Source organism: Thermomonas sp. LB-4, from assembly GCF_036409385.1.
Taxonomy (GTDB): domain Bacteria; phylum Pseudomonadota; class Gammaproteobacteria; order Xanthomonadales; family Xanthomonadaceae; genus Thermomonas.
Map to the genome: position 1 here is coordinate 1 of NZ_JAXOFT010000039.1, position 13,869 is coordinate 13,869.

At 68.2% G+C, this 13,869-nt stretch carries 16 protein-coding genes and 1 tRNA gene; 12 read left to right on the plus strand and 5 right to left on the minus strand.

Going from position 1 to position 13,869, the window contains the following annotated elements; translation table 11 throughout:
* The first annotated feature begins 163 nt into the window (after positions 1–163).
* The 9 genes from pstS to rnt all read left to right on the plus strand — a co-directional run bounded on the left by pstS (position 164) and on the right by rnt (position 7,456).
* Positions 164–1,231 carry a phosphate ABC transporter substrate-binding protein PstS gene (gene pstS / locus SPK54_RS13170; protein WP_330948341.1) on the plus strand — a complete coding sequence of 356 codons (1,068 nt, stop codon included), beginning with the start codon at positions 164–166 and terminating at the stop codon, positions 1,229–1,231.
* Positions 1,232–1,294: 63 nt separating this feature from the next.
* Positions 1,295–2,266, plus strand: a complete 972-nt coding sequence (pstC, locus tag SPK54_RS13175) for a phosphate ABC transporter permease subunit PstC (protein WP_330948342.1) — start codon at positions 1,295–1,297, stop codon at positions 2,264–2,266.
* Positions 2,263–3,126, plus strand: coding sequence for a phosphate ABC transporter permease PstA (pstA, locus tag SPK54_RS13180; RefSeq protein ID WP_330948343.1), 864 nt, complete (start codon positions 2,263–2,265; stop codon positions 3,124–3,126). Before pstC ends, pstA begins: the two co-directional genes overlap by 4 nt.
* Entirely contained in the window at positions 3,119–3,955 is an 837-nt protein-coding gene (gene pstB / locus SPK54_RS13185; RefSeq protein WP_330948344.1) for a phosphate ABC transporter ATP-binding protein PstB, read from the plus strand. The genes pstA and pstB overlap by 8 nt, the downstream gene beginning before the upstream one ends.
* Complete coding sequence (gene phoU / locus SPK54_RS13190; protein ID WP_330948345.1) at positions 3,955–4,659, plus strand: phosphate signaling complex protein PhoU; 705 nt, start codon at positions 3,955–3,957, stop codon at positions 4,657–4,659. Before pstB ends, phoU begins: the two co-directional genes overlap by 1 nt.
* 97 nt (positions 4,660–4,756) lie before the next feature.
* Entirely contained in the window at positions 4,757–5,209 is a 453-nt protein-coding gene (locus tag SPK54_RS13195; RefSeq protein ID WP_330948346.1) for an EF-hand domain-containing protein, read from the plus strand.
* 3 nt (positions 5,210–5,212) lie between these two features.
* A complete protein-coding gene (locus tag SPK54_RS13200) occupies positions 5,213–6,037 on the plus strand; it encodes a DUF692 domain-containing protein (protein ID WP_330948347.1) in 825 nt (274 codons plus the stop codon).
* Positions 6,034–6,783, plus strand: a complete 750-nt coding sequence (locus tag SPK54_RS13205) for a putative DNA-binding domain-containing protein (RefSeq protein ID WP_330948348.1) — start codon at positions 6,034–6,036, stop codon at positions 6,781–6,783. Before SPK54_RS13200 ends, SPK54_RS13205 begins: the two co-directional genes overlap by 4 nt.
* Positions 6,784–6,823: 40 nt before the next feature.
* Entirely contained in the window at positions 6,824–7,456 is a 633-nt protein-coding gene (rnt, locus tag SPK54_RS13210) for a ribonuclease T (RefSeq protein WP_330948349.1), read from the plus strand.
* Here rnt and sugE read toward each other — a convergent pair whose 3' ends face one another.
* The 5 genes from sugE to rnr all read right to left on the minus strand — a co-directional run bounded on the left by sugE (position 7,457) and on the right by rnr (position 11,944).
* Positions 7,457–7,774, minus strand: a complete 318-nt coding sequence (gene sugE / locus SPK54_RS13215; protein ID WP_330948350.1) for a quaternary ammonium compound efflux SMR transporter SugE — start codon at positions 7,772–7,774, stop codon at positions 7,457–7,459.
* Between the two features lie 134 nt (positions 7,775–7,908).
* Entirely contained in the window at positions 7,909–8,175 is a 267-nt protein-coding gene (locus SPK54_RS13220; RefSeq protein WP_330948351.1) for a hypothetical protein, read from the minus strand.
* A 15-nt stretch (positions 8,176–8,190) separates the two neighbouring features.
* Entirely contained in the window at positions 8,191–8,937 is a 747-nt protein-coding gene (gene rlmB / locus SPK54_RS13225; protein ID WP_330948352.1) for a 23S rRNA (guanosine(2251)-2'-O)-methyltransferase RlmB, read from the minus strand.
* Between the two features lie 58 nt (positions 8,938–8,995).
* Complete coding sequence (locus tag SPK54_RS13230) at positions 8,996–9,502, minus strand: hypothetical protein (protein WP_330948353.1); 507 nt, start codon at positions 9,500–9,502, stop codon at positions 8,996–8,998.
* A gap of 18 nt (positions 9,503–9,520) precedes the next feature.
* Complete coding sequence (rnr, locus tag SPK54_RS13235; RefSeq protein ID WP_330948354.1) at positions 9,521–11,944, minus strand: ribonuclease R; 2,424 nt, start codon at positions 11,942–11,944, stop codon at positions 9,521–9,523.
* Positions 11,945–12,041: 97 nt separating this feature from the next.
* On the opposite strand from rnr, the gene SPK54_RS13240 reads away from it, so the two are divergent.
* The 3 genes from SPK54_RS13240 (at position 12,042) to SPK54_RS13250 (ending at position 13,868) form a co-directional block, all read left to right on the plus strand.
* Positions 12,042–12,126 (plus strand) — tRNA-Leu (locus SPK54_RS13240).
* Positions 12,127–12,339: 213 nt separating this feature from the next.
* On the plus strand, positions 12,340–13,500 hold the full coding sequence (locus SPK54_RS13245; RefSeq protein ID WP_330948355.1) for an integrase arm-type DNA-binding domain-containing protein: 1,161 nt from the start codon (positions 12,340–12,342) through the stop codon (positions 13,498–13,500).
* A complete protein-coding gene (locus SPK54_RS13250) occupies positions 13,497–13,868 on the plus strand; it encodes a hypothetical protein (protein ID WP_330948356.1) in 372 nt (123 codons plus the stop codon). Before SPK54_RS13245 ends, SPK54_RS13250 begins: the two co-directional genes overlap by 4 nt.
* Position 13,869 lies beyond the last annotated feature (1 nt).

The window sequence follows — 13,869 nt, forward strand, 5'->3', positions numbered from 1 at the left end:
CTTCTTCCTCAAGATCCGCGCCGCATTCCCCGGAGTTGGGAGATGAACCTTTTTTTTGGCCGTCTCCAGGCGCGAACCATGACAAAACGCCTGCGATGGTCATCGGCCTGTCACAAAAACATCGTTTGATGTGCGCACCCGGCCACAGCCCTCGAGATACGCCATGCTCCGCTCCGCCTTCCGCCTCACCGCCCTCTGCCTGACCTTGGCCACCGGCCTGGCCGCGTGCTCCGGCGGCAGTGACCGCGGCGGCACCGATGCCGCGCAGGCCGACCGGGTTACCGACGTCGTCACCGGCGCCGGCGCCAGCTTCGTGTATCCGCTGTTCTCGAAGTGGTCGTCCGACTACGCCAAGCTGAATGGAAAGCGCATCAACTACCAGTCGATCGGCTCCGGCGGCGGCATCGCCCAGATCAAGGCCGGCACGGTGGATTTCGGCTCGTCCGACAAGCCGCTGCCCACCGACGAGCTGGTGAAGGACGGGCTGGTGCAGTTCCCCTCGGTGATCGGCGGGGTGGTGCCGGTGGTCAACCTGCCCGGCATCGAAGCGGGCAAGCTGCGCCTGACCGGTCCGCTGCTGGCGGACATCTATCTGGGCAAGGTGACCCGCTGGAACGACCCGGCCATCGCCGCGACCAACCCGGGCCTGGCGCTGCCGGCCGACAAGATCAACGTGGTCCGCCGCTCCGACGGCTCCGGCACCACCTTCAACTTCACCAACTACCTCTCCAAGGCCAGCGCGGACTGGAAGGCGCAGGTCGGCGAGGGCACCAACGTCAACTGGATCGCCACCAGCGTGGGCGGCAAGGGCAACGAGGGCGTGGCCTCCTACGTCAAGCAGCTGAAGGGGGCGATCGGCTACGTCGAACTGTCCTACGCGCTGCAGAACGACATGGCCTACACCGCGATGCGCAATGCCGCCGGCAACTGGGTGCAGCCCGGCGCGGCGAGCTTCGCGGCGGCCGCCGCCAGTGCCGACTGGAAGAATGCGCGCGACTTCGCGCTGGTCATCACCGACGCGCCCGGCGCCGACGCCTGGCCGATCGCCGCCACCAATTTCATCCTGATGCGCCGGCAACCGCGCGACCCCGCGTCGGCCGAGGCCGCGCGCGAGTTCTTCCGCTGGGCCTGGGCCAACGGTGGCGCGCAGGCAGCCGCGCTGGACTACGTGCCGCTGCCGCCGGAACTGGTGCGCCAGATCAAGGCGTACTGGGCCGGGCAGCCCGCCTGACACCGCCGGGCCGCAGGCCCGATCCCACCAGTGCCCGCCCCACGGGCCTGACGAGCAGACCGAATGAGCGCCACCACCACCGACCTTCCGATCGCCAGCCGCCGTGATGCGACCGATGCGCGCCACGACCGCTGGTTCCGCTGGCTGCTGACCGCCACCGCGGTCTTCGTCCTGTTCAGCCTGGCCGGCGCCGCCCTCTCGATGCTGTGGGGCGGGCGCAGCGTGCTCTCGCACGAGGGACTGGGATTCTTCTTCTCCACCGACTGGAACCCGGTGGAGAACAAGTACGGCGCGCTTGTGCCCATCTACGGCACGCTGGTCACCGCGCTGATCGCGATGGTGATCGCGGTGCCGGTGAGCTTCGGCATTGCCTTCTTCCTCACCGAGGTGGCGCCGCGCTGGCTGCGCACGCCGGTGGGCACCGCCATCGAACTGCTGGCCGGCATCCCTTCGATCATCTACGGCATGTGGGGTTTCTTCGTGCTGATGCCGGTGATGCGCGAGCACCTGATCCCGTGGATGGACGCGCACCTGGGCCCGCTGCCGGTGATCGGCCCGCTGTTCCAGGGCCCGCCGATCGGCGCCGGCATGCTGACCTCCGGCCTGGTGCTGTCGATCATGGTGATCCCGTTCATCTCCTCGACCATGCGCGAGGTGTTCCTCACCGTCCCGGCGCGCCTGAAGGAGTCGGCCTACGCGCTCGGCGCGACCAAGTGGGAAGTGAGCTGGGACATCGTCCTGCCCTACACCCGCTCGGCGGTGATCGGCGGCGTGTTCCTCGGCCTGGGCCGCGCGCTGGGCGAAACCATGGCGGTGGCCTTCGTGATCGGCAACAGCGTGTCGTTCACGGCGTCGCTGCTGGAGCCGTCGACCACCATCGCCGCGCTGATCGCCAACGATTTCGGCGAGGCCACCGAGACCTATCGCGCCGCCCTGCTGCTGCTCGGCTTCGTGCTGTTCATCGTCACCTTCATCGTGCTGGCGCTGGCCCGGCTGATGCTGGCGAACCTGGCGCGCAAGGAGGGCAACCGGTGAACGCCCCGTCCGCCTCGCTATACCGCAATCGCCGCATCAAGAACGCCGTGGCCATCGGCCTGGCCTGCGCGGCCGCGCTGTTCGGCCTGGCCTTCCTGGGCTGGATCCTGTGGACCCTGCTGGCGAAGGGCCTGGCGCACCTGGACCTGGCGCTGTTCACCCAAGACCAGCCGCCGCCGATGGAGGCCGGCGGCCTGCGCAACGCCATCGTGGGCAGCCTGCTGATGTGCGGCATGGGCGTGGCCATCGGCACCCCGCTGGGCATCGCCGCCGGCACCTGGCTGGCGGAGGTCGGCGGCCACCGCAGGCTCGGCACCGCGGTGCGCTTCGTCAACGACATCCTGCTGTCGGCCCCCTCCATCGTGCTGGGCCTGTTCGTGTACGCGGCGTTCGTGATGAACACCGGCGGCAATTTCTCCGCCTTCGCCGGCGCGCTGGCGCTGGCCTTCATCGTGCTGCCGGTGGTGGTGCGCACCACCGACGAGATGCTGCGGCTGGTGCCGGTGCAGATGCGCGAAGCCGCGCTGTCGCTGGGCGTGCCGCAGTGGAAGGTCACCCTGCAGGTGCTCTATCGCAGCGCCCTGCCCGGCATCGTCACCGGCGTGCTGCTGGCGCTGGCGCGGATCAGCGGCGAAACCGCGCCGCTGCTGTTCACCGCGTTCGGCAACGAGTTCTTCAGCCTCGACATCGGCGGCGCGATGAGCGCGGTGCCGCTGACCATGTACAAGTTCGCCGGCTCGGGCTTCGAGAACTGGGAGCAGCTGGCCTGGGCCGGCGCGCTGCTGGTCACCCTGTTCGTGCTGGCCACCAGCCTGCTGGCCCGCTTCATCCTCCTGCGCAAGCGCGCCGCCCATGACTGACCTCCGGACCATTCCGATGAATTACGCCCAAGCCGCCATGCATGCGCCGCACGCTGCCGCCCTGCCCCAGTCGCCGCCGGTGAAGCTGTCCGCCCGCGGGCTGAACTTCTGGTACGACAAGTCCCTGGCGGTGCGGAACATCAACCTCGACATCCCCGAGAAGCGGGTCACCGCGCTGATCGGCCCGTCCGGCTGCGGCAAGTCCACCCTGCTGCGGGTGTTCAACCGAATCTATGCGCTCTACCCCAAGCTGCGTGCCGAAGGCGAGGTGCTGCTGGACGGGGAGAACATCCTCGACCCGAAGTACCCGATGAACCGCCTGCGCAGCCGGGTGGGCATGGTGTTCCAGAAGCCGGTCCCGTTCCCGATGACCATCCACGAGAACGTGGCCTACGGCATCCGCCACCACGAGCGCCTGGGCAAGGCCGAACTGGACGTACGCGTCGAGCAGGCGCTGCGCCAGGCCGCGCTGTGGGACGAGGTCAAGGACAAGCTGAAGGAAAGTGGGCTGGGCCTCTCCGGCGGCCAGCAGCAGCGGTTGTGCATCGCCCGCGCGGTGGCGCTGAAGCCCGACGTGCTGCTGCTGGACGAACCGACTTCGGCACTGGACCCGATCTCCACCGGCCGCATCGAGCAACTGGTGGAGGAGCTGAAGCAGGATTTCACCATCATGATCGTGACCCACAACATGCAGCAGGCCGCGCGCGTCTCCGACTACACCGCCTTCATGTACCTGGGCGACCTGGTCGAACACGGCGCGACCGGGCAGATCTTCTCCAACCCCGGCAAGCAGCAGACCGAGGATTACATCACCGGGAGGTTCGGCTGATGAACGAGCAGCACAACCACATCGTCAAGAGTTACGACGACGAGCAGCGCGCCCTGCTGGACGGGCTGATCCACATGGGCCTGATGGCCGTGTCCCAGCTGGAGGCCGCGCTCGAAGTGATCGAGCGGCGCGACGCCAGCGCCGCCGAACGGGTGGTCGCCAACGACGAAGCCATCGACGCGCTGGAACAGCAGATCAACCACGACGTGATCCACCTGATCCGCCGTGGCCCGATGGCCACCGACCTGCGCATCATCCTCGCCGCCCTGCGCGTGGCCTCCGACATCGAGCGCATCGGCGACTACGCGGCCAACATCGCCAAGCGCTCGCTGGTGCTGAACCTCGCGCCGCCGCTGCCGCACATCCGCGGACTCGGCACGCTGGGCAAGCTGGCCGCGCAACAGCTGCGCGATGTGCTCGAAGCCTACCGCCTGCGCGACGGCGAGGCGGCCCTGCGCGTGCGCGCACGCGACGCCGAGCTGGACACCCTCTACACCGGCCTGTTCCGCGAACTGCTGACCTACATGATGGAGGACGCGCGCGCGATCACCCCGTGCACGCACCTGCTGTTCATGGCCAAGAACCTGGAACGGATCGGCGACCACGCCACCAACATCGCCGAGAACGTCTGGTTCCTGATCCACGGCGAGGAACTGCTGCCGCAGCGCGACAAGCGCGACGAAAGCAGCACGGCAACCGCCTGAGCCGACCGCCAACGGCATGCGGTCGGCGACTGGCCGCTGCGACCGGCAGGCGGTAGGATCGCCCCACCATCAGGCGCGTTCGCGCAAGGAGTCGACCATGTCGCAGTCCCGCAATCCCCTGGCGCTGGTGATCGGCGCCGCCGTCGCCACCGGCGCGCTCGCCGGCCCGCTGTTCTCGATGGACGCGATGGCCCACGGCTACCTGCAGGACCCGCCTAAGGCCGCCGCCAGCGAGGGCAAGTGCGGTGAAGGCAAGTGCGGCGCCGGGATGATGGGCGCCACCAAGCCCGCCAAGGCCACCGAAGGCAGCTGCGGCATGGCGCAGAAGGACACCGACAAGGACGGCCGCATCTCGCGCGCCGAATTCGCTGCCGCCCACGGCGGCAAGGACACGATGTTCCCCAAGATCGACACCGACGGCGACGGCTTCATCAGCCAGGCCGAAATGGATGCGCACCACGCCGCCATGAAGAAGGACGGCAAGGCCGCCGGCGAAGGCAAGTGCGGGGAAGGCAAATGCGGCGAGGGCAAGTGCGGCGGCAGCATGTGAGCCGTGGCTGAGGCCCTGCCCCCGCGCAGTGCCGGCCTGGGCCTGCGCCGCGCGCTGCTGGACGAATTGATCGGGGCGCCTGCGGGCGCCTTCGATTTTCTGGAATGCGCGCCGGACAACTGGATCGGGGTCGGCGGCGCGCTCGGCGAGCAGCTGGAAACGCTGTCGGCGCGGCATCCGCTGAGCTGCCACGGCCTGTCGCTGTCGCTGGGCGGGCCGGACCCGCTGGACCATGCGCTCCTGCGCCAGACCCGCGACTTCCTCGATCGCCACCGCGTCGCGCTCTACAGCGAGCATCTGAGCTACTGCGCTGCCGGCGGCCATCTCTACGACCTGCTGCCGCTGCCGTTCACCGACGAAGCGGTGATGCACGTCGCCGCGCGCATCCGCCAGGTGCAGGACGCATTGGGCCGGCGCATCGCGGTGGAGAACGTCAGCTACTACGCCGCGCCCTTCCGCCAGCTTGCGGAAACCGCCTTCATCCAGGCGGTACTGGCCGAAGCCGGCTGCGACCTGCTGCTGGACGTCAACAATGTCTACGTCAACGCGATCAACCACGGTTACGACGCGCGCGCCTTCATCGCGGCGATGCCGACGCAGCGCATCGCCAGCTACCACGTCGCCGGCCACTTCGACGAGGCCGATGACCTCAAGATCGACACCCACGGCACGGCGGTGAAGGACGACGTGTGGGCGCTGCTCGGCTTCGCCTACGCCACCCACGGCGTACGCCCGACCCTGCTGGAACGCGACTTCAACTTCCCGCCGCTGCCGGTGCTGCTGGACGAGGTGGAGCGCATCCGCGCGCTGCAGGCGGAAGCGCCGTGAGCGCACTGCACGACCAGCTGCACGCGCTGGCCGCGCACGTACGCGATGCGGCCACGCACGCCGGCCCGCCCGGCATCGAGGACCGGCGGCTGGCGGTCTATCGCGAGCTGGTCTTCAACAACCTCGACGGCCTGCTGGCCGGCACCTTCCCGGTGATCCGCAGGACCCTGGGCGATACCGGCTGGCAAGCACTGCTGCGGCGTTTCCTCGCCCACCATCGCAGCGAGACGCCACTGTTCACCCGGCTGGGACTGGAGCTCGTCGCCTTCCTCGAAGCGGACGATGACGACACGCGTCCGTGGTTGGCCGAGCTGGCGCATTACGAGTGGGCCGAGCTGGGCCTGCAGCTCAGCGACGCCACGCTGCCTGCGCACGATCCCGGTGGCGACCTGCTCGACGGCGTGCCGCTGCTGTCGCCACTGGCGTGGCCGCTGGCCTACCGCTGGCCGGTGCACCGGCTCGGCCCGGACTGCCAGCCCGCCGAACCGCCGCCCGCCCCCACGCTGGTGCTGCTGCGCCGCGACCGCGGAGGCCGCGTCCACTTCTCCCTGCTCTCCCCGCTGCTGTATCGCTTGCTGGGGCTGGTTGCCGCCAACGAAGGACGCAGCGGCCGGGCGCTGTTGCGCCAGCTGGCGGAGGAAGCCGGCCATCCCGATTTCGACGTGTTCCTCGGCGAAGCACTGCCGATGCTGGAACGGCTGCGCACCGAGGGCGTGCTGCCGGGTGCCGCGCCGCCCGCGCGCTGAAAGCGGCAGGGCCGGCGGGCCGCTCTGCTAGGCTTTGCCGATGACCGATACGCAAGACGCACCCGCCTTCGCGGCGATGGCCGAGCGCTTCCGCGGCTACCTGCCGGTGGTGGTGGACGTGGAGACCGGCGGCTTCGACTGGAACACGCACGCGCTGCTGGAGATCGCGGCGATCCCGATCGAACTGGACGCGGCCGGCAACTACGTGCCGGGCGAGGTCGCGCACGCGCATATCGCCCCGGCGCCGGGCACCGCCATCGACCCGAAGTCGCTGGAAGTCACCGGCATCAAGATCGGCCACCCGCTGCGCGGCGAACTGCCGGAGCGCGAAGGCCTGGACAAGGTGTTCGCGCCGGTGCGCGCGGCGGTGAAGAAGCACGGCTGCCAGCGCGCGATCCTGGTGGGCCACAACGCCCACTTCGATCTCAACTTCCTCAATGCCGCGGTCAACCGCGTGCAGCACAAGCGCAACCCGTTCCATCCGTTCAGCGTGTTCGACACGGTGACGATGGCCGGCCTGGCCTACGGCCAGACCGTGCTGGCGCGCGCGGCGATGGCCGCCGGGATCGGCTGGGATCCGAACGAAGCGCATTCGGCGATCTACGACACCGAGCAGACCGCCCGGCTGTTCTGCATCATCGCCAACGGCTGGTCGCGCCTGCCGCCGGCCTGATCAGGCCGAGGCCAGCTTCAGGCCGACGATGCCGGCGACGATCAGCGCCAGGCTGACCATGCGCCCGGCATTCGCCGGCTCGCCGAGCAGCACGATGCCGAGGATCGCGGTGCCGACTGCGCCCACGCCCACCCACACCGCGTAGGCGGTGCCCACCGGCAGCGTCTTCATCGCCACCCCCAGCAGGCCCAGGCTGATCGCCATCGACACCAGCGTGCCCAGCGTGGGCCACAGGCGGGTGAAGCCTTCGGTGTACTTCAGGCCGATCGCCCAGCCGATCTCGAACAGTCCGGCCAGGATGAGAATGCTCCAGTTCACGCGCGCCTCCACCATGGTGCTGGGGCCGTCCCCGGATGCGATGAGCGGCAGGGTCGTCCCTGCTTCCTGTTCTGGCGGGCAGTGTGGCACGCCCGCGACACCGCGGGTGACCCGCGCATGACCTCCGAGAGCCGCTAGGCGGCGGCCTTCGACCGCGCCCGCAGCGAACGCGCGATCCCGTACAGGCTCACCGCGCACCAGGCCAGCTGCAGCGCGAACACCGACACGTTGAAGCCGCCGAACAGCGACAGCAGCAGGCAGACCGCGCCCAGCAGGTTGAGCAGCTGATAGACCAGCCCGGTACCGGACAGCCGGCCCGCCTGCAGCAGCGCGAACGCCACCAGCACCATCGCGGTGCCCAGCAGCCCCACCCCGTCGTACCACGCCAGTTCCAGCGCCATGGCCGGGTCCTCCGCCTAGGATTGCCGCTGCCGCACGGCCTCGAACAGCGCCACGCCGCTGGCCACCGAGACGTTGAGGCTCTCGAAGCCGCCCGGCATCGGGATCTTCACCAGCGCATCGCAGTTGTCGCGGGTGAGCCGGCGCAGGCCTTCGCCCTCGCTGCCCATCACCAGCGCCACGTTGCCCTTGAGATCGATGGCGTACAGCGACGCGTCCGCTTCGCCGGCCAGCCCGTAGATCCACACGCCGGCCTTCTGCAGATCGCGCAGCGTGCGCGACAGGTTGGTCACGCTGAAGATCGGCAGGGTGTCGGCCGCGCCGGCCGAGGTCTTGCGCACGGTGGCATTGACCTGCACCGCCTTGTCCTTGGGAATCACCACCGCGGTCGCGCCCGCCGCCGCCGCGCTGCGCAGGCAGGCGCCGAGGTTGTGGGGGTCCTGCACGCCGTCCAGCACCAGCAACAGCGCCTTGCCTTCTGCGGCTTCGATCAATGCCGGCAGCTCGTGCTCATCCCAGGTCTTCGCCGCCGCATAGCGCGCCGCCGCGCCCTGGTGGCGCACGCCGCCAGCCACGCCATCCAGCGCCTGCTGGGCGACCCGCCGCACGTCGATGTCCTTGCGCCGCGCCTGCTGCTCGATCTCGATGATGCGCGGGTTCTTGCCGCCGGCTTCCAGCAGCACTTCGCGCACGTGTTCGGCGTCGTGCTCCAGCGCGGAAGCCACCGCGTTGATGCCGACGATCCATTGGGAGGGTTTGCTCATGCGGCTATTTTGCCTGCATGCGGGGAGGCTGACGCAACGCCTGCAGAGGTGACATCGTCTAGACGACGCAGGCGGGAATCAGGAAGAAGGCCTTGCCACCGGGCTCCACCAGCGTGTAATGGCCGGCCGGGCCCCTGCTGCAATCGATATTGTGTGCCGACACTGTCACCGAGGGCAGGAAGGCATTCGTTGCCGACTTCCAGACTCGCCCTTTCCCCTCTCGGATCAGCGCGAGCATGGCATACACGCCCCCGCCGATATTCCCGGCCACATCGCAACCCAGAGAGTTTTTTCCACTGGATACTGCGGCGATGAGCTCCTGAGCCTGGTGAAACCGCACCAGCCGCAACCGCTCTGCCTCCGTCGTCCAGCGTGAACGTGGTGGAGTTGCCATGTCCTCCACATCATTCCGATCCAGAACAACCATAAGTCCAGCGGAACCGGAAACCGAAACGCATTGAGCGGGACGTGACGTAAGCAGTGAGACAGCCTGACCGGAACCCGCAGATCCTCCGGAGACAGGCTGTGCCATCAGAAGCAGCGCTGCGAACATGGCGGCGGTCACGACGCGCTCCCAATCAAGTCAGTACTTCCGCTTCTGCCGCTTCGCCGGCTTGCCCCGCTCCGGCACCGGCGGCAGGCCGGCGTCGTCCTCGGCCAGGCGGAAGTCGATCTTGCGCTCTTCCACGCTGGCCTTCAGCACCACGATGCGGACGCGGTCGCCGAGCCGGAATGCGCGGCCGCGGCGCTCGCCGGTCAGGGTCTTGCGCACCGCGTCGAAGTGGTAGAAATCGCGCGGCAGCTGGGTGACGTGGACCAGCCCGTTGACCTTGGACTCGTCCAGCTCCACGAACAGGCCGAAGCTGGTCACACCGCTGATGGTGCCGTCGAACTCCTTGCCCACGTGGCTTTCCATCCACGCCGCACGATAGCGCTCGTCGACCTCGCGCTGGGCTTCGTCGGCGCGGCGCGAACGCTCGGAGCACTGCAGCGACAGCGCCGCCATGTCGTGCGGGGAATAGTCGTAGGCCTCCGGCTTGGCGCCGCGCAGCGCGTGCTTGAGCGCGCGGTGCACCAGCAGGTCGGGGTAGCGGCGGATCGGCGAGGTGAAGTGCGCGTAGGCCTCCAGCGCCAGGCCGAAGTGGCCGATGTTGTCCGGCGCGTACACGGCCAGCGACTGGCTGCGCAGGATCACCGACTCCAGTAGAGCGGCGTCGGGCCGCTCGCGGATCTTCTCCAGCAGGTTGCGGAAGTCCTTCGGCTTCACCTTGCTCCACGGCGGCAGGCGCAGTGCGAACTCCTTGAGGAACTCCTCCAGGTCCGCGTACTTCGATTCCGGCGGCTTGTCGTGGTCGCGGTAGGGGGCGGGGATGCGCGCCTCCAGCAGGTGCAGCGCGGCCTGCACGTTGGCCGCGATCATGCACTCCTCGATCAGCTTGTGGGCGTCGTTGCGCTGGAGCATGCCCGCCTGGGACACCGCGCCCTTGGCGTCCAGCAGGAAGCGGACTTCGCTGCTCTCGAACTCGATGGCGCCGCGCTTGGCGCGCGCCTTGTCCAGCACCTTGTAGAGCTGGTGCAGGCGCTGGATCTGCGGCAGCAGCGGGCCGATCTTGGCCAGCGCCGCGTCGTGGTCGTCCTCGGGAATGCCCTCGCCCACCGCGTTCCACACGTCGGTATAGGTCAGTCGCGCATGCGAATGCATCACCGCTTCGTAGAACTCGGACGAGGTCACGATGCCGTCGCGCCCCACCTGCATGTCGCAGCAGAAGCACAGCCGGTCGGTTTTCGGATTCAGCGAGCAGATGCCGTTGCTCAACGTCTCCGGCAGCATCGGCACCACGAAGCCGGGGAAATACACCGAAGTCGCGCGCAGCTGCGCCTCGTCGTCCAGCGGCGCGCCGGGGCGCACGTAATGCGAGACATCGGCAATCGCGACGATCAGGCGGAAGCCGTCCTTGTTCGGCTCGCACCACACGGCGTCGTCGAAGTCCTTGGCGTCCTCGCCGTCGATGGTGACCAGCGGCAGCTTGCGCAGGTCCACGCGCGTGCGGATCTCGTCGGCCTGCACCTCCAGCGGCACCGCCGTCGCCTGCGCCAGCACCTCCGGCGGAAATACGTGCGGAATGTCATGGCCGTGGATCGCCGCCTCCACCGCCTGCGAGGCAGTGAGCTTGTCGCCCAGCACCGCCAGCACCTTGCCGATCGGCGGACGGTGCGCGTCCTGCGGGGTGGTGATCTCGGCGACCACCAGCTGCCCCGCCTTCGCGCCGTTGCGCGCGTCCTGTGGGATCAACAGGTTGCGCTGGATGCGCTTGTCGTCGGGCACCACGTAGGCGATGCCGAGTTCCTCGACATAGCGGCCCAGCAATCGGCTCAGGCGACGCTCCAGCACTTCCACGATCGTCGCTTCGCCGCGTCCGCGCCGATCCATACCGGTGATGCTGACCAGCACGCGGTCGCCGTGGCTGACCTTGCGCATCTCGTAGGGCGGCAGGAACAGGTCGTCACCGCCCTTCTCCGGCCGCAGGAAGCCGAAACCGTCCGGGTTGGCGATCACGCTGCCGGCGATCAGCTCGGCCTGCGCCGCCGGCACGTAACCGCCGCGCCGGTTCTGCAGCAACTGGCCGGCGCGCAGCATCGCGCCCAGTCGCTTCTGCAGCGCCTCGAAGCGGTCCGGCGCGGTCAGCGCCAGCTTGTGCGCCAGCTCGGTGTCGTCCATCGGCCCGTCATTGGCCGCCAGCACCTGCAGGATCATTTCGCGGCTGGCGATGGGATGCTCGTAGCGCTGCGCCTCGCGGTGCGCATGCGGGTCGGCGGCCGGCGCCGAAGCCGGCCGCGGCGGGCGCGGGCCTGCCCCGCTCGACGGTGGTTCGGGCAGCCATCCCGGCCGCTTGCCGGCACTTTTGCCGGCCCCCTTGGTCGGCGATCCACTGGACGTGCCGGCGACCTTTGCGGTGCCGGCCCCCTTGCCGCGGCCGGGGCCGCGCTTGCTGGGAGGTTTGCTCATCCCGCGATGTTACAGGCCCGGCGTGAACCGCATGCGCAGCCACAAATAACTGTTGACAGTCCCGGCGCATCTCTGGAGAATGCGCGGCTCACCACCGGCCCAGGTGGCGGAATTGGTAGACGCACTAGTTTCAGGTACTAGCGGGTAAAACCGTGGAGGTTCGAGTCCTCTCCTGGGCACCAATAGCAAGTTTCGAGAGTTTCCACGTTTTCTCGAAAATCCCCGAAACCCGCCTAGATGGCGGGTTTCGTCGTTTCAGGGCTTCCCATGTCCACCATTGCATCCCAAGCCACGTAGGGATACGTTTAGGGATACACGGCCAACCCGAATTTACAGGGACCCGAACCTGGCCGCGCGGAGGATCCATGCCCCGCCGAGCTACACCGCTCACCGCCGTGCACATCCGCAACGCCAAGCCTGGCGACTACCCGCTGTACGACGGCCAAGGCCTGTATCTGGTGCGGACCGCGGCAGGCTCACTGCGCTGGCGCCTCAAGTACACCCGCCCCGATGGTCGCGAAAACCGGATGGCACTGGGAGCCCTACCAGAGGTATCGCTGGCCGCCGCCCGCAAAGCCCGCGATGCCGCGCGCGAGCTCCTGCGCCAAGGCATTGACCCGGTTGCACACGCCCGCGAACGCAAGCTCGAAGCCCGCAGAATCAGCGAGGCGAATTTTCCGGCCGCTGCCGCCGCTTGGCTGGCCAAGAAACGCTCCAACTGGGCACCGGAGACCTACCGCAAGGCCAAGTACATCGTTGAGGCCTACCTGACCCCCGCCCTGCGCAAGACATCAGTCGCAACGCTTGGCTCACGCGAGGCCAACGCTGCGATCGACGCCGTCATTGCCAAGGCTCCGGCCCTGGGCCGCAAGGCGCGTCAGCACTTGGCCGGCATCGTGGAGGATGCCATCCACGACGGCCTGCGCAACGACGGACAACGGATCCTGTTCCGACCTCAAGCGCGAACGCGCGAAGCCAAGGGCCACATCCCCGCGGCAACATCACTCAAAGAAGTCCGCGCGGTCGTCCAGGCGATACGCACCTATCCCAACCCCGTCGTTCGCGCTGCGCTGGAACTGTCCATGTACACCGCTATGCGGCCGGGTGTCGTCGCCTCGGTGCCCTGGGAGGAGCTCGACCTCGAGTCCGGCGAGTGGCTGGTCCCGGCAGAACGGATGAAGACGCGGCATGCCCACATTGTCCCTCTGCCCCGGCAGGCAGTGGCGCTACTGCGGGCACTCGAGCCGCTGTCGGGGCGACAGACCTTTGTATTTCCGGCACAGGCCCGCCAGAAAACGCCCCACCTCAACCGGGACACCCTGAGTGCGGCGCTTCGGGCCCAAGGATTGCGGGGCACCCACGCGACGCATGGATTCCGCGGCATGCTCCGCACCGTGGCGCGGGAACGCTTGGGCATCGATCCGGACGTGCTCGAAGCCCAGCTTGCCCACGCCAAGAAGGGTGAGGTTGCACAGGCCTACGACCGGACGCGCTTCGACGAGGAGCGGCGCGACGCTATGCAGCGGTGGGCTGACTTCTTGGACGCGCAGGAATGAGAACTGAACTGCAGATGCTGATGCGCGCCAGAATGGGCAAGCCCCAAAACGGCCCGAACTATCTGGACGCCGCCAGTCAAGCCCTACTTCGCAGTATCGAGGCAGCCAGTCATCTGGAGGACTGGGTTAAACACGAGTTCTACTACCACCCGCAACTTCTCCTTAATCCGGACCTTGTTGCAGCGGTGAAAAATCCCCGGGTCCCGATGCGCACCTGGAACACGCTAAAGCGCGAGGAACAACGACGAAAAGCTCGCTTGTATGGGGACCCCATAGATTATTCCTGCTGGCTCTTTGCAGCAGACTGGTATCTTCGTAAGCTTCCCCGTCAAGCAGACATTTCAAAAGTAGAACCTTCGGCGGCTTGAC